General features: G+C 46.7%; 19 protein-coding genes. 6 read left to right on the top strand and 13 right to left on the bottom strand.

Annotated elements, in window-relative coordinates; all coding sequences use genetic code 11:
- Positions 1-36: 36 nt before the first annotated feature.
- Together BS614_RS06405 and BS614_RS06400 are read right to left on the bottom strand one after the other, a co-directional pair.
- Positions 37-1,194, bottom strand: a complete 1,158-nt coding sequence (locus BS614_RS06405) for an MFS transporter (RefSeq protein WP_244898277.1) — start codon at positions 1,192-1,194, stop codon at positions 37-39.
- Positions 1,195-1,402: 208 nt separating this feature from the next.
- Positions 1,403-2,818, bottom strand: a complete 1,416-nt coding sequence (locus tag BS614_RS06400) for a sensor histidine kinase (protein WP_074093321.1) — start codon at positions 2,816-2,818, stop codon at positions 1,403-1,405.
- Positions 2,819-3,057: 239 nt separating this feature from the next.
- On the opposite strand from BS614_RS06400, the gene BS614_RS06395 reads away from it, so the two are divergent.
- Positions 3,058-3,711, top strand: a complete 654-nt coding sequence (locus BS614_RS06395) for a phosphatase PAP2 family protein (protein ID WP_036607365.1) — start codon at positions 3,058-3,060, stop codon at positions 3,709-3,711.
- A 4-nt stretch (positions 3,712-3,715) separates the two neighbouring features.
- On the opposite strand, the gene BS614_RS06390 is transcribed toward BS614_RS06395, so the two are convergent.
- The 6 genes from BS614_RS06390 to BS614_RS31920 all read right to left on the bottom strand — a co-directional run bounded on the left by BS614_RS06390 (position 3,716) and on the right by BS614_RS31920 (position 8,995).
- Positions 3,716-5,227 (bottom strand): HD domain-containing phosphohydrolase, encoded by a 1,512-nt coding sequence (locus BS614_RS06390; protein WP_074093320.1) that lies wholly within the window; start codon positions 5,225-5,227, stop codon positions 3,716-3,718.
- Positions 5,228-5,418: 191 nt separating this feature from the next.
- A complete protein-coding gene (locus BS614_RS06385; RefSeq protein ID WP_074093319.1) occupies positions 5,419-6,402 on the bottom strand; it encodes an anti-sigma factor in 984 nt (327 codons plus the stop codon).
- On the bottom strand, positions 6,399-6,995 hold the full coding sequence (locus tag BS614_RS06380; protein WP_074093318.1) for an RNA polymerase sigma factor: 597 nt from the start codon (positions 6,993-6,995) through the stop codon (positions 6,399-6,401). Before BS614_RS06380 ends, BS614_RS06385 begins: the two co-directional genes overlap by 4 nt.
- 1,169 nt (positions 6,996-8,164) lie before the next feature.
- Positions 8,165-8,476, bottom strand: coding sequence for a hypothetical protein (locus BS614_RS32100; protein WP_017690878.1), 312 nt, complete (start codon positions 8,474-8,476; stop codon positions 8,165-8,167).
- Positions 8,477-8,739: 263 nt separating this feature from the next.
- Complete coding sequence (locus BS614_RS31925) at positions 8,740-8,847, bottom strand: hypothetical protein (protein WP_017690879.1); 108 nt, start codon at positions 8,845-8,847, stop codon at positions 8,740-8,742.
- A gap of 43 nt (positions 8,848-8,890) precedes the next feature.
- The gene (locus BS614_RS31920; RefSeq protein ID WP_017690880.1) at positions 8,891-8,995 is read right to left on the bottom strand and encodes a hypothetical protein; all 105 of its coding nucleotides are present in this window, start codon (positions 8,993-8,995) and stop codon (positions 8,891-8,893) included.
- A 447-nt stretch (positions 8,996-9,442) separates the two neighbouring features.
- Between BS614_RS31920 and BS614_RS06370 the strand changes: the two genes are divergently transcribed.
- Positions 9,443-10,567, top strand: coding sequence for a PsbP-related protein (locus BS614_RS06370; protein ID WP_074093317.1), 1,125 nt, complete (start codon positions 9,443-9,445; stop codon positions 10,565-10,567).
- Positions 10,568-10,749: 182 nt separating this feature from the next.
- On the opposite strand, the gene BS614_RS06365 is transcribed toward BS614_RS06370, so the two are convergent.
- Positions 10,750-11,076: an MTH1187 family thiamine-binding protein gene (locus BS614_RS06365; protein WP_074093316.1), complete on the bottom strand. Its 327-nt coding sequence runs from the start codon at positions 11,074-11,076 to the stop codon at positions 10,750-10,752.
- A 773-nt stretch (positions 11,077-11,849) separates the two neighbouring features.
- Here BS614_RS06365 and BS614_RS06360 point away from each other — a divergent pair.
- From BS614_RS06360 to BS614_RS06345, 4 genes are all read left to right on the top strand, one after another.
- Complete coding sequence (locus BS614_RS06360; RefSeq protein WP_074093315.1) at positions 11,850-14,168, top strand: ribonucleoside-diphosphate reductase subunit alpha; 2,319 nt, start codon at positions 11,850-11,852, stop codon at positions 14,166-14,168.
- A 368-nt stretch (positions 14,169-14,536) separates the two neighbouring features.
- Positions 14,537-15,568 carry a ribonucleotide-diphosphate reductase subunit beta gene (locus BS614_RS06355; RefSeq protein WP_074093314.1) on the top strand — a complete coding sequence of 344 codons (1,032 nt, stop codon included), beginning with the start codon at positions 14,537-14,539 and terminating at the stop codon, positions 15,566-15,568.
- Between the two features lie 182 nt (positions 15,569-15,750).
- Positions 15,751-16,725, top strand: a complete 975-nt coding sequence (locus BS614_RS06350; RefSeq protein ID WP_074093313.1) for an SMI1/KNR4 family protein — start codon at positions 15,751-15,753, stop codon at positions 16,723-16,725.
- 21 nt (positions 16,726-16,746) lie between these two features.
- A complete protein-coding gene (locus tag BS614_RS06345) occupies positions 16,747-17,781 on the top strand; it encodes a phosphotransferase family protein (RefSeq protein ID WP_074093312.1) in 1,035 nt (344 codons plus the stop codon).
- Positions 17,782-17,965: 184 nt separating this feature from the next.
- On the opposite strand, the gene BS614_RS06340 is transcribed toward BS614_RS06345, so the two are convergent.
- The 4 genes from BS614_RS06340 to BS614_RS06325 form a co-directional block, all read right to left on the bottom strand.
- Positions 17,966-19,777, bottom strand: a complete 1,812-nt coding sequence (locus BS614_RS06340) for a S9 family peptidase (protein WP_074093311.1) — start codon at positions 19,775-19,777, stop codon at positions 17,966-17,968.
- 107 nt (positions 19,778-19,884) lie between these two features.
- Positions 19,885-20,691 (bottom strand): 4'-phosphopantetheinyl transferase family protein, encoded by an 807-nt coding sequence (locus BS614_RS06335; RefSeq protein ID WP_074093310.1) that lies wholly within the window; start codon positions 20,689-20,691, stop codon positions 19,885-19,887.
- Positions 20,692-20,725: 34 nt separating this feature from the next.
- Positions 20,726-21,949, bottom strand: coding sequence for a M16 family metallopeptidase (locus tag BS614_RS06330; RefSeq protein WP_074093309.1), 1,224 nt, complete (start codon positions 21,947-21,949; stop codon positions 20,726-20,728).
- Complete coding sequence (locus BS614_RS06325) at positions 21,942-23,249, bottom strand: M16 family metallopeptidase (RefSeq protein WP_074093308.1); 1,308 nt, start codon at positions 23,247-23,249, stop codon at positions 21,942-21,944. Before BS614_RS06325 ends, BS614_RS06330 begins: the two co-directional genes overlap by 8 nt.
- Between the last annotated feature and the right edge of the window lie 13 nt (positions 23,250-23,262).

The raw sequence follows: 23,262 nt of genomic DNA, 5'->3' as shown, positions 1-23,262 counted from the left end.
TTCTGTCATCGAAGTGCCCGAGTAAATATTCAATATCTATTTTAACAGCACACGACGTCCAAGGGTAAATGTCAGAATCAGCATCACGACACCAACCCCCATCTGAAATCCATAGGCTGAGATCCAGGCCAGCGCATCGGACCAAGTCCCCATCTTTTCATACAACCAGCCGCCCAACAGCGGCCCAATAAATGAAGTTACTCCGGTCAGAGCCGAATACACCGCGACAAACATCGGTCTTTCACTTTTGGGCGTGTCTCCAATCGTAAAGTTAAATGCCAGCTGATTGAATCCACCTACACCAATCCCAAGGAAAATATGCGATAAAAATAGTGCGATCAATACAGGCATGAACGACATTAACCCCCACGACAGACAGGAGAGCGCAATGACTGGCAATGTCCAAAATAGGAGCGTTTTGTTGCTGAATCTGGCATTCAGATTGCCCCAGACATAGAAACCGGCCATCATAACCAGCGTCTGGACTACCGTGATCAGGGATACGGTCTGATAATTAATATTCAATAGATCCAACATCACATAGGAATAGAGCGGAACAATCAAGGTCTGGATCAATAACCAGACAGCCAGGAACAGCGTTGCTTTCAGGAAAGAACGATCCTGGAACGGCTTGATGAACATGCGCCAGAAAACCTTTTCGGTAGAACGTTCAAATGGAACGTCCGGATAGAAGAAATAAATGACTGTGTTGGCAATGGCACAGATCCAAACCGGAATAAACAGGATCAGAAAGCCCATTTCTCCGGGGTAACGGTCCAAAACAATACCACCAGCGAATAAGCATACGCTTCCAAGAGCATTCAGAATCGTATTTCGAATTCCAAAATAACGCCCTCTCACCTTGGCAGGTACAATATCGCCAATTAGTGAAGTCCAGATCATACCGCCGATGGTATTTGATATAAAAGCAACCGTATACACGCCAATATATACACTTACCCACCACTCTTTGGGGAATATGAACGGGATCAGTCCCGTTGCACTCCACAAGATGCGATGTGTGCCCACAAATAACAGCAGCATGCGCTTACGGCTGCGAATACGCTGCATCCAGTAAGCTGCTCCGATCTGGGCAATGTTTACAAACGTCGTAATCGCGAGCACAAAGCCGATATGTCTCGACCCGGCCCCAAGGTACAGCAGAAATCCGGTTAAAAATGGGCCTCCCAGCAAGGTCTGTAAAATAATTGCCGGTACACCCTCCCATGTTGCAATCGATAAATTCGTGCGTTGTGTCGAACCCTTGCGCCGTGGTTTGCTTGCTAACGGGGGAGGGTTAACGTTGACCGTCTTCTGTATGGGGATACACTCCTTAGACCGGGTCTCAAAAGCCGGTCGATGCTAGTTGTCATCCCAAATTCTACTCACGGCGCGAAGGTTGTCAACTCATTTTTTCACGGTCCAACGGGAGATAGAGATGGAAGGTGCTTCCTTTACCTTCAGCGCTCTCCAGTTCAATCGATCCCCCTAGTAATCTCGCTAAATCCCGACTGATCGACAGGCCTAGTCCGGTACCGCCAAATTTTCGACTAATCGACCCGTCAGCCTGCTGAAATGCTTCAAATATGGAATGATGCTTGTCCTCCGAAATACCAATGCCTGTGTCCTGAACGGAGAAAATAAGCCATCGATTCTGAATACCTGCATTCTTAATCTGCTTGGTGCTTACGGTTAGCGTGACCTTCCCCCGGTGAGTGAACTTGATGGCATTGGACATCAGATTCCGCAAAATCTGTTGAACCCGCTGAGGATCAGACCAGAGCGTCTCGGGCAGTCCCTGTTTTTTGTCCAGAACCAACTGAATACCTTTTTTCTCGGCAACAAGCTGAAAGTGGCTCATGGCATCTTCTGTAAGTTGTGCGACACTGATATCCTCGAGTACAATATCCAGCCGCCCCGCTTCTACTTTGGAGAGATCCAGAATATCGTTAATGAGCGTAAGCAGTTCCTGCCCGGAGTGGTCGATCATATTGGCAAAACGTACAATATCCTCCTGATCCATCGTGTCGGCATTCTCGCTGATCATCTGGGCAAAGTTAATGACACTGTTCAGTGGTGTACGCAGTTCATGGGACATATTGGCGAGAAATTCGGATTTGTACTGTGAAGCAATCATCAATTGTTTTGCTCGATCCTCCAGTACAATCTGGGCTTTCTGTAACTCTTCCTTTTGCACAGATAAAAGCCGGTTTGTACTCTGGATCAGCAAAATACGATTCTGTTCATTCTGAAAATCACGTAAAATAAATGCAAAAATAAGGCTCAGCAAAATGCCTGTAGGGAGTGTATAAGGCATAATATGTGAAAAGAAGTATGTAGCCGGGATCACACCAACGATAGCAATGTTTATACTATTGACCACATTGACGATAACTGTAACAAGGATTCCTTTAATAATCAGCCTGTAGTTGCTACGTCTCATCCATATATTCAGACCTGCACATATCACGCCCAAAACAGACATGTTAAGTACTGCCGCCAATGTAGCATCCGTGATGCCAAAAGTCAGCCTCGACAGCCCAATTCCAATACCCACGATAATTACGCTATAGGGTTGTCTATACGTTAGAACGGCTACAATTAAAGGAACATATCGAAGATCAAAGACCACTTCATCGTTGAGTTGAAACCCAAAAACCGTACTGATCCAACCTGCAAATATAAGGACAAGCACGGAGCTGATCTGCTTCACTCGGGAAGAGGTACGTATGACGACATATTTATAGAACACACTAGCAAGATATGCAATGGTAATAAGCATCCCCATATTCAATACGAACATTTTTGAAAATTGCATTCACTCACTCCTGTTGAACCGACTTTACTGGCCAAATTACCTTCGTCCGTATGTGTCTCTATCATATCATGCCCATTGAAGCTTCGGCATTCCTTCTTCGTCAAAAAAATACACAAAAATACACAAATCAGGATTCAATTTGTGCGCTGGTCGTAGTAGAATATATTGTTGTTTAAATTTGAATTAGTTATTTGCTGGGGTCATGTTCGTCGGAACATGAATGAAAGGAGAAAGATGTTGTGCAATTGTTAAAAAGCAAATCCTATTGGCTGTCATTGAGTTTAATGCTGTCTTTGGCCGTCATGGGGCTCTTCTATGATATTCTTAATAGTCCAGAACGCGGGTTCGTAGTGCTTGATTCGCCGCTCGACCGGATCATTCCCTACGTGCCTGGCATGTCCATTCCATATTTGGGCTGGTACCCGTTTGTATTCGGTGTGCTCGCTTACCTGTGTGCCAAGGATCGCCTGACGTATTACCGCGTCTTGTTATCCATGAATATCTGTGTCTGGATATGTTATCTGATCTACTTCAACTTTCAGACCATGGTACCGCGCCCGGAACTGACGGGTACAGGCCTGGGAGCATCTGTTCTCGGATGGCTCTATAGCCAGGATCGTCCTTATAATTGTTTTCCAAGTATTCATTCTCTTCACTCTTATCTGGTTATGCGTGCCGTTCTCTCGGTTCCAAGCATCCGCAAACCCATCAAGATTTTGGTAGCCGCCGGGGCAGCAACCATTATAGTATCCACGCTAATGATCAAACAACATGTGATCTATGACGCCTTGGGTGCAGTCATACTCGGCGAATGTGTTCTCACCATCATAACAGGCCTCGCTCTTCACCGGAGACGCAGAAAAGAATCGAAGTGGACAGAGGGAATCAGCTGATCCCTCACTTCGATTCTTTCTGAAGATGCTGTTGTCGTCTCCATTCATCAATAAACAAACCTGCAAAATAGGGGTCCCATTGGGTCCCTTTTCCTTCTTCCAAAATCGTTAGCGCTTTCTCGTGACTCATCCCATTCCGATAGGGTCGATCAGACGTCATGGCATCAAAGGCATCCGCTACCGCAATGATGCGGCCAAAAAGGGGAATATCGTCACCAGCCATCCCATCCGGGTATCCTTTGCCATCGTATCTTTCATGGTGAGATCGTACACCAGGCAGAAAATCCGCCATGGCATCAATGGGTTCTATCTGGAGCAGAATACTCTCTCCCTGCACGGGATGTGTACGAATAATCGCGAATTCCTCATCGCTTAGTTTTCCATCCTTCAGCAGCACCTCATCAGGTATGCCGATTTTCCCAATATCATGGAGCAGAGCTGATTTGTATAATAAATCCGCCTGTTCCTCATTCATTCCGCTCAGCTTGCCAATCATCAGCGAATACTCTGCCACACGCATGGAATGCCCTGCCGTGTACTTATCTCGGGCGTCTAAAGCAGCAGCCAGTGTAGAAAAATAACTTTGCAACAGTTGCCGATTGCGCTCCTGTCTCATCTCCAGCCGATTAATCATCATATTAAAACCGGAGATCAGTGCCGAAAACTCATCCGCATATAGATCCGGAGCTCGTCTGCCAAGATCTCCCCCCTGAATTCGGTTCATCTCATGCGTCAGTTCAGCAACTGGATCACGAACATCACGAATCAACAGCCAGCTTCCCACCAGCGCAAACCCCGCGCCTAGAACAACGATGAGAATTCCCCACAGTATGTACTCTTTCGCAAATTCACTGTCCATATACTGAAGTCGGATATATGTAGCCAGGAAAAATAGAAATAGAGGAAATAAGCCAATCAGTGCCGTGCTTAGCTGAAATTTACGCTGGATCGATACCAGGATGCGCCCTCCCAGTGAAGGTTCCATCCCGTATTGGACTTTGCCGCGATGTCGAATCTCAAGTAACAGGGGTCTAATCGCCCGCACCGTTAGGTAATACTCAATCAGCGCATGCATGATGGCAATCAGAAAGGCACACGCAGCGGCCACGACAGTATAGAAGTAAGGAAATTCAAGCCACCCTGTGGATATCATCCATATTGTTAATCCGGCTGCCGGAAGTGAGAAGCCAAGCATGTGCGGACCCATGATCCGATATATGGTCTGTCCCGGGAAACGATGAATTTTCTCATACATGTGGTTCAATTCGTCTCTCTCGTGATGCTCGGAATTGAAAAATTGTCTTATGGGGCCAAGCTGCACCCACAGCGTAATTAATTCTGCAACCAGCATGAACAAGAGTGAAATCAGTACAATGAAGATGAGCCGAACAAATTGAATATTGGGTATTTGCAGAGTAGATACCATAACTACTGTACCGACAACAAAAACAGCTGCCAGTGAACCGATCAGATAATTGCGTATCAGGCGAAAGATAAATGAACGGTATGCTTCCAACTGAACCCCTCACTCTCTATGTGCAACCAGTTCTCCCTTGAGATACAGGGAGATTAAGGGTATTGCCTTCTATTTGTTTATCGGTTGCTCCGACTAAAAAAATTAATAAAATCCAATGGATGGGCATCAGAACTGGAAAACACAAAAAGGCTGCTCCACGACGGAGCAGCCTTTGGTGATATATCCTATATTTATCCTTTAATCTTGGCAGCCAGAATCATTGTACCGCGCGGCTCATCTCCCATTGCATCCGGTTCAAGCGTGATGGCAACCGTATCATAGTCGTTGGCCGAATCCAATGTGTAGTATACTGCTCCCGTTCCGTCACGACTAAGGAAAGTACCCGCATTCTGAGGGGTATCTCCTTTGATCAACCAGACCTGAAAAGCCTCGTTGCCTTCCAGGTTCGGCAGGTTCTCAGCCTGCACAACCAGGTGAGTGCCTTTGCTGTCGATAACGATGGTTGCGAGACCCTGAGCTACAATGTCCTGCGTTGCAGGATTCAGCTTCACTGCCTCGCCAGTCTGCATGCCCTGTGCAGGTTCCAGAGCTGATGCCAGCTGCTCTTGCAGCTGCGCATTCTGCGCCTGTGCCTGCACCAGTTGCTCTTGTGTAGCCGACGAGCCCGCCGCTTGCTGCGTCAGCGAGTCGATCTTGCTCTGTAGCTGCGCCGTGTACACGCCCAGTAACAGTGCCGCGGCCGCAAGGCCGGCACTGGCTATGCGCCAGGCGCTGCTGCTGCGCGCACGCGCGCGCGCTTGTGGCTGCCATGGCTGTGCCTGGGCAGCCTCTTCCACCCGGGCCGCAGGCACAGCCGTTACCGGCGGCAAGCCTGGCCCGGGCTGCGCCGCACGTTTGTGCTGCGGCGCAAGATCCTCCTGAAGCACCACGGGTGCTTCAGGCTCCGCAGGAGCAGCCGCTGGCTTCGCCTCGGCGCTCTCCTGCGCATGTCCAAGCACGTTGCCTAGCACACGTGCTCGCATGCCTTGCGGCGGTGCTACAGGTTCCGCCGCCAGTGGCAGGAAGCCAGTCACTTCCTGCAATTCCCTTACCTCCTGGCGGCAAGGTTCGCAAGTTGCCATATGCGCTTCAAACGCCGCCACTTCCTCTGCTTCCAGTCCGCCCAGCACATACATCGGTGCCAGATCAGACCACTCCTCATGTCGTTCTATCATGGATGTATGCCCTCCCTTCCCGCGTCCGGATGCAATTCAGCATCGGCCAGCAACTTATGGAGCTGTCGCATGGCAAGCCTGACACGGCTCTTTACTGTACCCAGCGGAATCCCGAATCGGCTGGATACTTCCTGCTGGGTTAATCCCGCATAATAAATCGATTCTATAACTTGTTGCTGATCACCGTTTAATTGGGACAACGCCTCTTTAATCCGGGTACCTTCCCATTTACGCTGCACTTCTTCTTCCGTGTTCGTATGTTCATCGGCATAGGCCGCCAGTGTCTCGTGTTCAACTGAAGTAGTCGCTGCCCCTTTTGATTTCCGCCTCAGCATGTCCACTGCAATGTTACGCGTAATCGCAAACATCCATGTGGTCAGCTTCCCCTGTGAGGCATCGTAACGCTCAGCATTATTCCAGACCCGCATAAAAAGTTCCTGAACGGTCTCTTCTGCCGTCATGGGATCACCAACGATCCGGTAGGCAAAAGAATACACCGCTCGCTCATATCGGTCATATAAAAGCTCCAGTGCGGAGGCATCACGTTCCGCAATCTGCCGCATTAACCTGCTGTCCTCCATCGATTCAGTCATGCGAGGGCCCCTTTCTGTTTCTTCCCTCTTATTATAACCTACGTAGAATCTTTTGAAGAGGATTACCCCTATGAAGAAATAGTTTGAAAAATTTTCTGTATCTTTTCAAACTAACCTTTCACTTCCTAACTTAAAAACAGTCCGAAAAAATGCTGCTCTGGTCGCGCTTTCCTTTTTATTGCAGAAAATTACAACCTGTGGTATACTATAAGAGTTGTATTAAACAACCTCATATGATTTCTGTCTTCTTTAAACCCCGGAATATTTTCTTCATGCTGCGACCGCAGCGAACTATAAGCACAATTAACCTATGAAGATTGAAGAACCTGAATCACAATAACCCGGTAGTACAGAGTTTCACAAGATGTTCCCATTCACACTGGCGCGGTCATCGGAGCCGCAAGGACAAAAGAGAGGTAGGGCTTTTGTTGTTTTGGATATCACTTATTCTTGAGAAGATTGAAAACATACACAAAGCACCCGGAATTGGGTTCCGGGTGTTTATCCATGTCTACATATCAAATTTAGCAACATCTACAGACTGTCGGACACCCTTCCTTCATTAAGAAAAGTCCTCCCTTCACATATAGGACTAGCCAGATAAATTCGGCTCTGCTTTTAAAACTTTTCCGTTCGCCCACTGACTGCACTCCTCGATACTTCCTTACTTCTTACTTCTTACTTCTTACTTCTTACTTCTTACTTCTTACTTCTTACTTCTTACTTCTTACTTTTCTAATTGTGCAAATAACCCCGGCTTATAAAGCAAATGTTTACGCTCACCAGACGCTAACGAATCCTGCACACCTTATATTGAGGATTTCTATGCTATGTAAAATCTAACGAATCTCAGCCACGTTAATCCATGTCACTTCATGAATATAGGCTCCAAACATGCCCAGATTCAGATAATAAGACGTCTACGATTCGTTAAACTTGTGAAATAGCAAAAATGCATGGAATAGCGTCTGTGGAGTTCGTTAAAGAAAGTAATCCCAACGCTCCTTCACTTCTAATAAAAAAGGGACACCGCAGGATGGAATCCTACGCTGTCCCTTTCTGAATCATAGGTACGTTATGCCCCAACATGGAACTCAAACTCGGAGTTTATTTGGAGCACCTAATGTAACGATCCACGATCAGCACAGTCTCCTTGCACTCACAAATCCTTAGATAAACATCGTTTTGGAGATGATGACCAGCAAGATAAACAGTACAAGGATCGTACCCATGGAACCCCAGCTTCCGCCGCCATGACCATAGGATACTCCACAACCCTGTTGATAACCGTGCATCATTGGAGCCTGATTGGCATGGTGTCCGTATCCATAGCCATATCCCATTGGCATTGTTCCACAACCATATCCATACCCATGCATTTCATGACCTGTGTATTGGTATCCTTGCATATGCTCATAACCTCCCATATGTCCGTATACGTGTCCCTGTCCGTTCGGTGAATTCGGTTTTACTTCGCTCATTGTTCATTCCTCCTTAACATTTGCCTACACCCCTAAGCTATGTATTCAGCCTACCTCTGGACCGGGCTATCGCCCTCATTTTGACAAAATGGGCGTTTAGCCATCAGGTACCTTCCCCATTTTCGAAGCATACGCCATCCTTCCTTTTCTTGAATTCCACCAATTCTTCCGTTCAACCACAAGCTATCTTATCTTCCTGGCTCTCCACCATGCTTGTCCTCTAGAAAAAAAACCCCACCGGTTGCCCGGCAGAGCTCGCCATATTATACCCAGAAAGATTTAGTGATGATTACGAGAAGAATGAACAGAACCAGGATTGCTCCAGTCGATGTCCAGCCGCCGTATCCTACGCCTTCAACTACGTTGCTCATGCAGAACCCTCCTTTACAAATATATTAGGGTCCAAGCGGTTTATTAGATCAAGAATGCTTTAGAGATGATGACCAACAAGATAAAGAGAACCAAGATCGCGCCAGTCGATGTCCATGCGCCGCCGTATCCACCTACTACTCCACTCATGTAAACCCCTCCTTTGATTTGAGGTACAGTTCACTATATGCACCAATCACACATGGGACCGGGCTCAGGTCGAAAATGGGCTGTTTTTTTCCCACCGACTATTCGTTAATTGCACCTACATAAAGGGTTAGTTCTTAAGTCGGCATGTTATGTTCATATATATGTTTAATTCATAAATAAATCCCACGGTTATATCAACCAAATGTATGTACTATCGTTCAAAATGGATACCCATACGGTATATTATTAGCTTTTAACTTGTTAGATACAGATAAATTACCTTTTTAGTAATTATGAATACTGAAATCTTTATTTATGTTATTATTTTACTAATAAAATAGAAAGGAGTTTCCATCCCCGCCACCTTAAACTAGATTATCCCAAACGAATGATGACCTTAGAAAAAATCCCAACCGATGGGAAGCACATTAGGAGAAATTAGACATAATGAAGAAACTTATTACGATTTTGGCATTAGCCACATTGCTTACTGCTTGTGGTAATTCAGAAACAAACACAACAACCAATAGCCAAGCGTCCGAAGCATCCAAAGCAACTGAAACTGTCTCAACAGAAGCAAAAGCTACGAAATACACTACATATAGTGGAGAAGGATTTTCTTTTGCATATCCTGAATCCTGGAAAAGCGTAGATACAAGTCAAATGAATGCTCCATCCATTAAAGCTGCTTTTTCAGACCAATCTTCGGCAGCCACATTTGCAGATAATATGAATCTGACGATTGAGGCCAGCTCAACCGGTTCAATTAATCCTGAAGAATACGCCAATAATATAGTGGATTATTACACACAAAGCGGTTCAAGCATCGGCATTTCCGATTATAAAAAAACCAGCTATACAAACAAGCCTTATAAAGAATATAGCGCTGGTGTCTTGGAAGGAGCCTATAAGCATTCCTCGGGTACAGATGTTATCCTTGTGCAGTATCTGATTCCGACCAATACAGAACTCTATACCATGACGTTAACCTACGCCAAGGATACTTATAATCAGGATGAGATCAAAGATATCCTTGATTCCCTAAGCATTACTGCTTCTCTGGAGCAAACAGCACCAACTGCAACGACTGGAAATTCATCTGTTACGGCATCAGCTGCCGATTTCTTTAATGAGTTAACTCCGTACATTACAGAAGACACAGCCTTTATGGAGCAGGCATCTTATGATTTCTTTGGTAAACATAACGATGTATTCCCTGCCATTACGGCAGAACTAAGCAAAAAAGTACAGGGGCTCGTTGACTCCAATGTAACGACCCGTCATCTGAATAAAAATGTAGCCAACTATTACAATACTTTCGTACAAGTTAACGGGGAAGTCATTTCCGTTGAAGAAGATAGCTCTCTCGGAGCAACTTTCTCTATCGTTCATGTCATGGATGAGAACGGAAACGATATTATAGCGCTATATCCTGCAACGACCGGAGATTTGCTTGATGGTGATTATGCCACTGTTATCGGTGCGCCAATTACCAACTTCTCTTTTGAAAATGTTGGCGGTGGTTACACCAACGCCACTTTGATTGGAGCCTCATTGGTAGTTGCAGATTAATTAAAATGTTAAATGAGTATACAAAAAGACCAGCTTAATGAACGTTAAGCTGGTCTTTTTTGTCTTTCTGTTTATAGATGTCAGAAGTTCACGGTAACTACACATACAGACACAATTTAACCTTTAATTAATGACTTATAACATACCGAATAACCGTATATACGGATGTTTATACTAAACCATTAATTAGGTCTTGCCTGAAGTGACGAAAGTTTATCCTGAACCGATTGTAACTTCTGTATACTTGAGGCATCCGGTTTATCACGACGGTCGTCAATTTTGAAGGATGTGGAAACGCGCTGAGCTCCTGACAAAAACGGTGCTTCATGCAGAGCCGCAATTGCTGTAAAGATCTCGTTAAGCGGTCCCTCAATAATGGTGCTCATGGAAGTTAACTGATATGTAATGCCCCGTTGATGTTCCAATACCTTTTGCATGTCCGCCACATAACTGCTTAGACTGGTTGTACCCGTTCCGATTGGAATTACAGTCACTTCTGCTATTGCCATTTTGCTCCGCCTCCTCTGGGCCCCGTGAACAACCGCTGCCGCTAATTTTAGTCGATTTTTGACTATTTTTATTCTACCAGTTGAATACGTTACAATTCAAACTGACGTGAAGACGTCATTCAAATTGGCCAAAAATTTTTTTTGATAAATCTTCAAATCTTCCAGTCCTTTTCCTTTGCGGATTCCTGGCTTAAATGGTATACTCGGAATTACGTTTTACTGTATCGGCCCACTTTACAAACACAATATGTTGGGTTACAGTATGTTGACAGCTACAAAATGTAGTAACACTAGATTTCTCCGCTTCTATTAGTCACCTTCTGCATTCTCGCGAAAAACAGGATGAAATCACCTCCAAAGGCACGTCCCTGTAGGTGTAAATCGCTTTCTCGAAACAGAGTTGACATGGAGGTTAACGGGGCTGTTTGGACTGCATCCGGTATCCTCAAACTACAGGCACATCTGCAATAGACCAAAGCTTACATAAGCACCCTTTTCTGTCGATATCCAGAACTTCTAAGACAGTAAGGAAGCCAGAGCATCCATGGGCATTTTCAGCCGCGAGGCGGGAGAATGCTTTTTATATGAGCATGTTCTGAATTGTGCTGTTTTGTGCTCCTCAAGTTGAGCGATTTAAGACATGAACTTGTCACCGCCGTTTCAGTCTGCCAAAAGCAACCTTTACCTTTTTCTCACCGTAAGACAACACTCAATTCTTTATATAAAGAATTTCTCCAATTTATCTCTTTAACATGCGAAAGCGAGGAATATTCATGCCACAAGTTGTGACCAAGCCGAACAACCGCCAGCTTGCCTTTGATGATATGCGCATCTCGGTATATGCCGACCGTACTCTGGAAGGACTGGAAATGCTGGACAAGGAACGTCTGGTACGTGGGGTAAACAGCAAGCTCCGCCGTGATGAAGTTACCGGAGACGAAATCAGCAACGCTTTTATCATGAGCGCACTGGAACTGGTAACTAAAGAGGAGCCTAATTGGAAATTTGCTGCGGCACGCTCCCTGCTCACTTCCCTATACAAAAAAGCGGCTACCAACCGCAGATACAAGTCTTACCCGGACGAGCCTTATGGCGCATTCCATCCTCTTCTTGTAGATCTCGTGAAGAAAGGTATCTACCGCGAAGAATTGCTGGAATGTTACACCAAAGAACAGATCGACGAACTTGCTGAGTGCATTGACTACCGCAACGATCTGCTCTTCGATTACATCGGCTTGCTCACACTGGCAGAACGTTACCTCGCACACGATTTTGATGGAAAAGTAATGGAATTGCCGCAAGAGCGTTATATGGTTATCGCCATGTTCCTAATGCACCAAGAGCCTGCCGAGAGACGTATGGATCTCGTCAAGGAAGCATACTGGGCAATGAGCAACATGTACATGACCGCAGCTACTCCTACGATGTCCAATGCAGGTAAAAAAGTAGCCGGTCAACTCTCCAGCTGCTTCATTGATACGGTGGACGACTCACTCGAAGGTATCTTCGATTCCAACACGGATGTAGCTCGTCTGAGCAAAATGGGTGGCGGCATCGGCGTTTACCTCGGCAAAGTCAGAGCTCGTGGTTCGGATATCCGTGGTCACCAAAATACAAGTTCCGGTGTAATCCCTTGGATTCGCCAACTGAACAATACAGCGGTCAGCGTAGACCAGCTCGGTACGCGTAAAGGTGCCATTGCCGTGTACCTGGACGTTTTCCACAAAGACATTCTGGCCTTCCTCGATCTGAAGCTGAACAACGGTGACGAGCGTATGCGTGCGCATGACGTATTCCACGGCATCTGTCTGCCTGACTTGTTCATGGAGCGGGTATCCACCCGTGGCGAATGGAGCCTGTTCTGTCCGCACGAAACAAAGAAAGTGATGGGCTGGAAGGACGAGAATGGTCGTGCACTCGGACTGGAAGATTTCTATGATGAGTCCTTTGGTGAAGGTGCGTTCCGTGATAAATACGAAGAAGCGGTGAATCACCCACTGCTGTCCCGGATTACAGTACAGGCGATTGACATCATGAAGCGTGTACTAAAATCCCAACTGGAGACAGGTACGCCATACATGTTCTACCGGGATACGGTTAACCGCTCGAATCCTAACCGTGCACACGGTATGGTATACTCCTCCAACCTGTGTACCGAAATTATGCAGAACCAGTCTGCCACTGTGATTGAAAAGGAAGAACTTGTAACCAAGGATGGACAAACTCGCATCGTGATTTCCAAAGTGCCTGGCGACTTTGTTGTCTGCAACCTGAACTCCATCCACCTGGCACGTGCGATACCTCATAATGTATTGGAGCGTCTCGTTCCAATTCAGGTGCGCATGCTGGACAACGTTATCGACATTAACAACATTGAAGTGTTGCAAGCCCAATATACCAACAGCCAATATCGCGCAGTCGGTCTGGGAACGTTTGGACTTCACCACCTGCTTGCTCTCGAAGGCATTCATTGGGAGTCTGACGAAGCTGTAACGTATAACGATAATCTGTATGAAAAAATTAACTACCTGCTCGTAAAATCCAGTATGGAGCTGTCCAAAGAAAAAGGACATTATCCGAAATTCAAAGGTTCCGATTGGGAAAGTGGTCACTACTTCGACCAACGCGAGTACACATCAGGTGAGCGCGTAGGCGAGTTCGTGACAACCGAACAGTGGAAAGAACTGCAAGCCGAAGTACGACAAAACGGTGTACGTAATGCCTGGTTGTTCGCCATTGCACCTAACGGTTCCACGTCCATTATTGCCGGTTCAACGGCTAGTATTGATCCGCTCTATGAGCTGTTATCTTATGAAGAGAAAACAACTTACAAAATTGCCAATCCGGCTCCGGATCTGTCCGAAAAAACAAGCCCTTATTACCAAACGGCGTTCCAAGTGGACCAACATGCTTCCATTAATATGGCGGCTGCCCGTCAGCGCCACGTCGATCAGGGACAAAGTTTCAACTTCTACGTTCGACCAGATATCAAAGCAACAGAATTCCTGGAATTGCATCTGCACGCCTGGAGAGCCGGCATGAAATCAACTTATTATGTTCGTAGCCGGGCATTAACGATTGAAGAATCTTGATTTTTGCGCAATTTACGCTTTATCCATGATAGAGAAGATTTACTAGATTCGAGGTGACCACCAGGGCATCCTGTTTTGATTGCAAAATGGCGTTGCCCTGGTTCTTTTTTGCCTAAAACACGATCACAGCATCGCAAGATGTTGATATAGATGCCACATTATACAACCCTAATATAAATAAAAGAATTAATGATTACACGATAACGAAGAGGACAGAACAAAGCTGAAGAAGCGGAGCGCTCGCCTTTATCACCGGATTTTCCCCTTTGAAAGAGGGAATCAAAAAAATCAGGGGATAACAGCGATCGGAAGGTTGTTCTGTCATCGTAGTTATACAGTGTAAATTCATTCAAGGAGTGAACGGAACAATGCAAGTACAGAAAATTTTCAACACCGAAGCCCCTAACCAATCAACCCGTATTATTGAAGGTGAATGCTCCGGTATCCTGAACTGGAACGACATTCGCATGCCTCATATGTACAAATTGTACAAAGTACTGCTGCTCAACCACTGGATCGCAGACGAGATTCCAATGTCCAAAGATGCTTCCCAGTTTGCTCAACTGGACGAGGAAGAGCAACGTACGTTTAAAATCAACATCTCTCTGCTCGCGGTACTTGATTCCATGCAGACGATGTTTGTTGGTGACGTAAAACGTTACTTTACTGATTCTTCACTCGAAGCGATCTCGGCCATTATCGGACAACAGGAAGTCGTTCATAACCAATCGTACTCCTACGTCCTGTCTTCGATCGTATCTGATCGGGAACAAAAGGAAATTTTTGAATACTGGAAGCATGATCCAGTCCTGCTTGACCGTAACCGTTTCATCGCAGACATCTACCAAACATTCCGGGACGAGCCGTCTCCACAGACGTTCTTCCAGGCTATGGTAGCCGATCTGGTACTCGAAGGTATCTTCTTCTATAGTACGTTTGCCTTCTTCTACAACCTGGCCCGTGACCAGAAAATGATGGCAACCAGCCAGATGATCTCGTATATCCAGCGGGATGAAAACCAACACTGTTACTTCTTCGCTGAAGTGTACAAACAGTTGCTGGTGGACTTCCCTGAACTGAACACACCTGAGAACATGGACTACGTATACACAACCATCCATCGTGCTGTTGAGCTTGAAGCCAACTGGGCACATTACACACTCAGCAACGTGCGCGGTATTGACCTGAACGAGTTGGAAGATTACATCAAGTACATCGCCAACAAACGTCTGCGTCTAATGGGTATGGAAAAAGCATATGAAGGTGTGGATGTAAACTGCATGCCTTGGATCAAACCATTCTCTGATGAAGCACTAAATGCAACCAAAACAGACTTCTTTGAAGCTAAATCCCGTAACTACGGTAAAGTTGGCGACGATAACGGATTTGATGATTTGTAAAATCTTCTGATCGGGTATCTACTACTTGAGTATATCCGGTATAAATAAACACAAATTAAAGCACTCCCTTTGATAGAATGCCTTCATGGCTATCTGCATGCGGGAGTGTTTTTTTGTCTCTTAACCTTGTAAGATAGTTTTGAAAGAGATTCATACCCCTCCTACGGAAGTGAGGCCTATTCATGGAAAGAGAACTGCTGGAACAAATCAACTTGTGGCATGAGCAGGACCAATTCAGTCTCATTATTGAACATATTGAACGAATCCCCGTCTCAGAGCGGGATTATGATCTGATTGGTCAACTCGCCAGAGCCTATAACAATGACGCACGTTACCGCGAAGCCGTTCAACATCTGTTGTCTGTCCAGGAGCAAGGGGTGAACGACCCGCTCTGGCAATACCGTTTGGGTTATGCATACTGTTACATAGCCAACTATGAACAGGCACTACTGGCTTTTGAGAGAGCTAACGAACTTCAGCCACATGATGAATCAACCCTTGAATTTCTAAGTCAGATTCGTCCCCAAGCGGAGAAGATGCGGATGGATCGTCAACGCCATGAAGAGGAGCTTGCCGCATTCGAGCAGAGCGGTATACAGAACCATCTAAGAGCCGCTTCAGGGACTTATGATCCCGCAACGTTCTGGGTACAGAGTGATTATGCCCAGGAAAATCATGTATCAGAACCTTTTGATGAAGAAGAGATTGTGTCTATTGAGAAGGAATTGGGTTACAAGCTGCCCGCTTCCTATATTCAACTGATGAATACGCAAAACGGCGGTATCCCTGCGCTCACTGTATTTCCCACCAAAGAAGCGACTTCCTGGGCTGAGGATCACATTGCCATTTCAAGCATTATGGGAATTGGACACGATAAAATATACGCACTCGCTGGTGAGCTGGGAAGTCGGTTCATGATCGAAGATTGGGGATACCCCGACCTAGGGATTGTGATCTGTGATTGTCCATCTGCTGGTCATGATGTTGTTATGCTGGATTATCGCTTCTGTGGCCCTGAAGGTGAACCCTGTGTAGTTCATGTCGATCAGGAAAATGATTATGAGATTACATATCTTGCGCCCAATTTTGAAGCTTTCATCCGTGGATTGGTCGATGAGGATACGTATGACCTGTCTGACGAAGAGAATGAGGACTAACACCCAGGAGGGTCTGGCCATATGACAACCCGTATATATTTTGGTTCCAATCAACTTGGCGAAGTGGCCGCAGTTCCATTGCAGGATGCGCTGAATGAGCTTGACCTGGGAACCCTTGAAGATTATCGACGAACAGATAAAGGGGTTATGGGTCAGACACTGCTCATTCGCTCTTCCCGTGGAGAGTATATTCTGAAAGGCAATCCTTTATATGCAGGACAGTTACAGGAAGAAAAGTTCTTTGTAGAACAACTGGCGAAACATACGTCCATCCCTGTCCCTGATCCATATTTGTTACATGAAGATACCCATCTGCTAGGCTGGAGTTATGCCATAATGCCACGCCTGCCCGGGAATCACCTGTATGATCCAGCATTCCAGGCTTCACTGTCACAGCAAGATCAGGAAGAGATCGCCTGTATGTTTGCCCATACTTTGGCTGAACTGCATCGCTGGAAGGTGCCTGATGCCGGGGAATATGATCCTGTAGCGCAGCAGATTGTTTCCTTTGCAGGCGATTATCTGGACTGGTTGTACGGAACCATTCGTCACTGGTTACATGATGCTGAACAGTACTCGGTGATTACGGATGAAGATGTTCAGTGGGTGGACGAGCAATTCAAGAATGCTGAACCGGCATTTCGGTCCAGGGCTGTTCCGTGTTTTGTTATGGGAGACTTCAAGGTCGAGAATATTCTGATACAAAATCTGGACGACCGTTCTTCAGGGTGGCAGATTAGTGGTCTGTTCGATTTTACAACGGCCTATTTCGGAGACGGTACAGCCGACCTAACCAAAATATCCACCAGGTATGTTCGTGAGGGTCAACCAGAACTGGCCGCACAGTTCCTTCGCTGCTACCGGGATCTGGTCTGTGCAACAGATGCGGAGAAATGCCAACACTTCCGCACACGTCTCAGCATGCATCTGCTCTATCAACGTATCTTGTGGTGGGGCGAAGCCAAAGCGACAGGACAAGTGACGTGGGCAGCCGACCTGCCTTTTGCACAGTGGGCGCAGCAGTCCATCGATTCGATTGTCGCATTGTTAGATTAGTAGATTAGTTAGTAGATTTGGACAGGTCGCTCAATGGATAGCGGCCCTCCAAACTAACGTATGTATCGTTCCATATATATCGCCCAACATCCGGGCATACGCATAAAACCGCCAAAGATCAATGAAGATCTTTAGCGGTTTTTGTCATCTCACTATATTTCAATCAACGATGGAATCTCTCAACTTAAGCTTGTGCAACGGGTGACTCCTGATGTTTCTGCAAAAACTCCAGCATCCGGCGGTACACAAGGATCTCGTTTGTCTTTCTGGAGAAGCCATGGCCCTCATCATCCAAAACGATGTATTCCACATCAAGTCCCTTCGACTGGAGCGCAGCCACGATCTGATCGGATTCAGCCTTCACGACCCTTGGATCATTGGCACCCTGAATGACCAGCATTGGGTTAACCATCTGATCGAGATACGTAATCGGTGAATCCTTCGTTAAACGTTCGCGGTCACGGACCGGATCACCCAGCCAGTTATCCATCATCGGTTTCCAGTCTTCCGGAACGGATTCCAGGAATGTGAACAAGTTGCTTGGCCCAAAAATATCGACCGCTGCCCGGAACAGTTCCGGATGGCGACCTGCCAATAACAGGGTCATATATCCCCCATAACTTCCACCTACCACAAACAACCGCTCTGGCGAGGTAATTCCCTGTTCAAACAACCAGTTGATGCCGGCAACACAGTCCAGTCTTGGGCCTTCTCCCCAATCCCGCTCAACCAATTTGACGAATTCCGCACCATACCCGGTACTGCCCCGGAAGTTAGGTGCAAAGATATGATAGCCCTGAGCGAGCATCATCTGGAACATCGGCCGGAAAAACTTCGCTTCGGATGCTTGCGGCCCACCGTGTGGCCAAAATACGGTGTAACCATTGGCCTGCTCTGGCTTTGCTTTGAACAAGAGAGCTTCGATCTCCAGTCCGTCGTAGGAGTTATAATGAATAACGTCAGGGTACACGAGATCACTTGGGTCCAGTCCGGTTACCCGATTGGCAGTCAGCTGCTCCCAGGACTCAGCACCTGCCATTTTGCGATAAATGTTATGCGGTTGGATCGCTCCACGTCCGAGAATATACACATTGCCAGCCTTCGTAACGTTCACCTGCTCTATCGTATCCAGCGGCATCTCTATGCGCCGAGGCTCATCGGCATTTTTGCCCAATACGTACATACGATTCTCTGGCCCTGTAAGTGTCCAGAAATATAAGGTCTCGGAAGCCTGATGCCAGCGGATAAACTCCACATCTTCCCCTTCGATTCTGCACAATAAGCGGAATTCACGGGTATCGATACGGTATTCAGCCACATAGGCGTATGCGGAGTCATCATTGGTAATGAATAGAAGGCGATTATCATCTGCAAAAATCAGATCGGATACCTGACTATAACGTTCTGAAGCTGGCAGAATCACCATTTCTTCATTGTTACGATACAGATGCGCCGTCTGATACGTATTGGAGTACATTTTTAAAATAACATAACTCTTCTCGTCAGGACTTACAGCGACCAGGCTGCTTGTAACCTCTTCTCCACTGTATAACAGTTCATCTTCACCTGTCTCCAGATCAATGCGGCGTGAATTCAGATAATTCGGATTACCCGCGCTGGTGACATAATAGAGACGCTGTCCATCCTCGGACAACTCAGCGAAATAACAGCGATCATTCGGTTCCGCCGGAACCACAGGCAGTGGAACACCACCCTCGGGTGGAAGTGCATATAGATGATAGTTCTCATCTCCATCCCGATCAAACGCGGTAAGAAGATGACGTCCTTGCGGGTCTGCTTTGATAAATTGACTGCTCTGATTCAAGTACGTTAAAGGATACGGGTATCCTCCAGGCAAATCCATCGCCCAAATATTCGGCTGACCGTTCAGATTGCTGTCCATGAACAAACGTTTCTCGTCTGCCGATACGGCAAAATGTGAAATACGGTATGTCTGAAAATATTGCTCGACATCCGGTTTAGGGAACTGAATCATGACAAACCTCCTTGGAATTGAACCAACGAATTTAACATTGGTAAATTAAGGTACCATTTGTCCATATTATAGGTAATGCCAATGTTTAGACAATAGATATGTAAGATTTAAATACCAACTCCCTCATAGCTTTGTATATTATTATCCATATTCATCCAGCGTATGAGTGGTATCTCCCTCCCTGTCACGCATAATGATGCGGAGTAGCTTTTGCCCATTTTCAGAGACTGCAGCACATACTTCTGTCCGGCCCATTCCAGCAATTGCTCATGATTTCGTATCGCTTGTATCGTATTTAAATTTCTCCACTGTCCACATAAAGATTGACCTGAAGCCTTGATCCAGGCCTCCTTGCCTGTGAGGACTTTCCACAGCAGGGAAGAAGAATCCTCCCCGGAACATATGGCTTCCAGCACATGATCCCGCTCTTCTTCCGTAAGGAAACGTTGGATGATGGCTTGCTCTCGCAGTAGTGGACGTACCCATTCCACATCCACGCCAAGCTTGTTGTTAGTGGATGTAACCGCCAGTACACATAGCCCATTCGTATGCGAAAGGCTGAATTGTGGACCTCCCACGAGATAAGGCTTTCCGGAAGTGCCGTATTCGAATCGAATATCCCTTGCCTGAAGCTGCATGTACTGTGCCAGTACTCTTCGCAAGAAAACCCTTGAAATCATCCAGCAATGAGCCTGTAGCCGTGAGGTTGTGCTGATTCTGGCCATACGTTCATATTCTTCTGAAGTCATTGCATCGGAGTCCATGGCAGCCGCTGTCTGCAGTTGATCCTCCCTTATGGGCAAAGTCTGTGTCCAAATGTGGACCTCTGGTTCTCCTGAAAATGGCATGGACGTATCATTCCCTTGTGCCCTCATTGCCAGAAGGCTGCTGATTGTTCCGGTTCTGGAATCCATAAGTCCCTCCTCCCTATGCGGGGTTACGTACATGCTATCGTATAACAACCATCCGCAGACGAGCAGACGTTGCAATAGTTCTGAGACCACTCCTAACCTCTTCTTCTGTCAATTCAAGTGCATACGTGCCAAGCTGTATATAATCCAGTCCGATCACCTCATATTCGGAGACGTGCATGCATCGCTGTTTTAACGAATCCATGTCTGCATAATACTTGCTTAACCACTTCATCCGTGCATAGTTGAAGTTGGATAGGGACAGCGTTCCGTTCTGAATATGCTCACACATCTCCTCAACCCGGTTATATAAAGAAACGGGATCAGCTGAATACCCACAAGCGTTCGAAAAGGCAAATTCCTTACGATAATAGTGGTCCCATTCTGCACCTTTATGAAGCAGACCCAACTCCATACATTCCGCATGGAAATTGGAAGTTTCACCCAATAAAGCATCAATGCCGATCATGCAAGCGATTTGCTCTTTTAACTGCATCCCATCTTCGGCACGGAACCCATACCTTACAAGTGGCAAGGACAATCCGCATTCAATCTCCTGATATTGCTTATTGGGGTCCTCGCCCAAATAGTCGAGTGTAACTTCTGGCAGGTAGGCACCATTCAGTGGTTCCATCGCAGGGAATTTTTCCAGCATATCCGTAATGAACTCCGTTTCAACCGGACCGGCAACCGCTATCGCCATGCTCCCTGTGGCATAGTGAGTGTTGTAGGCATGCTTCAGCTCATCCGTTGTCATTTGGTATATACTATCCGGTGTGCCTGCAACATCCATCGTGATGGGGTGATTGCTGCCATACATCATCTGAGTCAACTGCTGCAAAGCTCGCCAGGAGGGCTGGTCTGCATACATGGACAGCTCCTGATGAATGGCGGACCGTTCCTGTTCCAGATGCATCGGGGTGAAATAGGGAGCAGCAAGCATGCCGGTGAACAACGCCAGACTTCGTTTCAAATCGCCTGTGCAGGCCATTTGATAAGTCGTTACATCGTAACGTGTCAATGCAGATGTCGAAGCTCCAAGAGTATGAAATAACGGCTTGACGGGCCGCTGATCCGGATTGTAGAACATCATATGCTCAAGAAAATGTGCTCTGCCAGGCAGGGCTCCATCATGGATTGAGCCATAGGACACGGACCACGAAACAAAAGTATGATGGAACTGGGGTTCGGGGAAAATGTGGACCGACAGACCATTGGACAAGCGCCTGCGGACAGGTGCGATATTCACAATACTATTCATGAGTCACCTCCTGCACTGGTGCGGAATATTCACTCTCAGGATACAAAATCCAGGTGACAGCCTTTTTCATGCCAGAGGCTACCTCGGCCACTTGTTCCGTAGTAACGCAGGATATGGCTTCCAGGAATTGCGGAGTTGTCATCTGGACCCGGTTGAGCAATCGATCGATATGAAGGTTGACTACCTGCTCAGGCAGATCGTATCCCACTTGCACATAATGCATCACATTCTGAATGGCTCTATTCAGCTCCACTTCCTGAATGTCTCCGCTGCATATCCTCAGCCATTCAGCATCTATCGCTTCAAGCACATCCGTCACATATCCACTGCTTGTTCCCGTTGTCACATGAAGCGTCCCACGATAATCATCCAGTGTGCTGTAGATCTGATACACCCATTGCTTTCGTTCACGAAGCCCGGATTGAAGCCTGGACGCAGGCGTAGCGCCAAACAGGGAATGAAAAAGAAACAGGGCAGGATAGTCCGACGATCCATACGTCACCCCGGTGGTGAAGGTCACATTAATCTTGCATTGCTGAACATCCATCAGTTCAAGCATCATCTCGCCTTCCTCCCGGTGCTGAGTAGGCTGATCATGCCCGATCACAGATGGGATAGCTCCCCCCTCAGCCGTGACAAGCAATGGCACAAAGGTCTCCATGACCTGAGCTATCATCACATCCGATTGGAAATCACCGATCACATGAATATGTAGTGGGCTGCAAAGCACCTCCCGGTACCATTGCTGCAATTCACCATCACGCACACAATGTTGCAGTTGCTCCACGTCGGCATCCCTGCTTCGTTCCGCATACCCAAGCCATTCCAGACTGCGCCCCTGTACCACCTTGTCCCAATTGGAAACATCATAGCCCGCATGATGTTCTGCCCAAACAAGTTCCTCCTGGATCTGCGCTTCATCAAAATCAAATCCGCGCTTAAGGCTCGGTTCGAACATCATGTCTGCGAGCAGCTTCAGCGCATCGAGCGTCCGTGCATCGGTCCCGGGCAGCAACCCTGCAGGGATACGCAACCGGATGGATGCGAGTTGAGTCTCCCCCTTCTGCTCCAATTCGCATCTTAGCTCATCGGCATACATGGACCATAGTTGCTGCTGTAGCTTTCTTTTACCGAGTGAACCCTGCCTGAAAAGCAACCGCACAATGACTGCAAACACCGCTGATGGAATCCTTCCCTGTTCGTTAACGATACCCAGGTGGAGATAGCAGTTGCCGTATTGGCTTGTTGGCATCACATGGACCGATAGACGATTGTACTGCTCCGTAATGAAAGACTGCATCCTTGCCTCCCCC

It is taken from the genome of Paenibacillus xylanexedens (assembly GCF_001908275.1).
In the GTDB taxonomy this organism is placed as follows: domain Bacteria; phylum Bacillota; class Bacilli; order Paenibacillales; family Paenibacillaceae; genus Paenibacillus; species Paenibacillus xylanexedens_A.
Note: the sequence above shows the minus strand (reverse complement) of the source record. Positions and strands in the feature narration are given on the sequence as shown.

What these genes read in the sequence shown, in the direction of transcription:
- BS614_RS06400 (WP_074093321.1), bottom strand. Translation starts at nt 2,818, where the DNA reads ATGCAATTTTCAAAAATGTTCGTATTGAATATGGGGATGCTTATTACC.
- BS614_RS06385 (WP_074093319.1), bottom strand. Translation starts at nt 6,402, where the DNA reads ATGATAGAACGACATGAGGAGTGGTCTGATCTGGCACCGATGTATGTG.
- BS614_RS06380 (WP_074093318.1), bottom strand. Translation starts at nt 6,995, where the DNA reads ATGACTGAATCGATGGAGGACAGCAGGTTAATGCGGCAGATTGCGGAA.
- BS614_RS32100 (WP_017690878.1), bottom strand. Translation starts at nt 8,476, where the DNA reads ATGAGCGAAGTAAAACCGAATTCACCGAACGGACAGGGACACGTATAC.
- BS614_RS31925 (WP_017690879.1), bottom strand. Translation starts at nt 8,847, where the DNA reads ATGAGCAACGTAGTTGAAGGCGTAGGATACGGCGGCTGGACATCGACT.
- BS614_RS31920 (WP_017690880.1), bottom strand. Translation starts at nt 8,995, where the DNA reads ATGAGTGGAGTAGTAGGTGGATACGGCGGCGCATGGACATCGACTGGC.
- BS614_RS06370 (WP_074093317.1), top strand. Translation starts at nt 9,443, where the DNA reads ATGAAGAAACTTATTACGATTTTGGCATTAGCCACATTGCTTACTGCT.
- BS614_RS06365 (WP_074093316.1), bottom strand. Translation starts at nt 11,076, where the DNA reads ATGGCAATAGCAGAAGTGACTGTAATTCCAATCGGAACGGGTACAACC.
- BS614_RS06360 (WP_074093315.1), top strand. Translation starts at nt 11,850, where the DNA reads ATGCCACAAGTTGTGACCAAGCCGAACAACCGCCAGCTTGCCTTTGAT.
- BS614_RS06355 (WP_074093314.1), top strand. Translation starts at nt 14,537, where the DNA reads ATGCAAGTACAGAAAATTTTCAACACCGAAGCCCCTAACCAATCAACC.
- BS614_RS06350 (WP_074093313.1), top strand. Translation starts at nt 15,751, where the DNA reads ATGGAAAGAGAACTGCTGGAACAAATCAACTTGTGGCATGAGCAGGAC.
- BS614_RS06345 (WP_074093312.1), top strand. Translation starts at nt 16,747, where the DNA reads ATGACAACCCGTATATATTTTGGTTCCAATCAACTTGGCGAAGTGGCC.
- BS614_RS06340 (WP_074093311.1), bottom strand. Translation starts at nt 19,777, where the DNA reads ATGATTCAGTTCCCTAAACCGGATGTCGAGCAATATTTTCAGACATAC.
- BS614_RS06335 (WP_074093310.1), bottom strand. Translation starts at nt 20,691, where the DNA reads ATGGATTCCAGAACCGGAACAATCAGCAGCCTTCTGGCAATGAGGGCA.
- BS614_RS06330 (WP_074093309.1), bottom strand. Translation starts at nt 21,949, where the DNA reads ATGAATAGTATTGTGAATATCGCACCTGTCCGCAGGCGCTTGTCCAAT.
- BS614_RS06325 (WP_074093308.1), bottom strand. Translation starts at nt 23,249, where the DNA reads ATGCAGTCTTTCATTACGGAGCAGTACAATCGTCTATCGGTCCATGTG.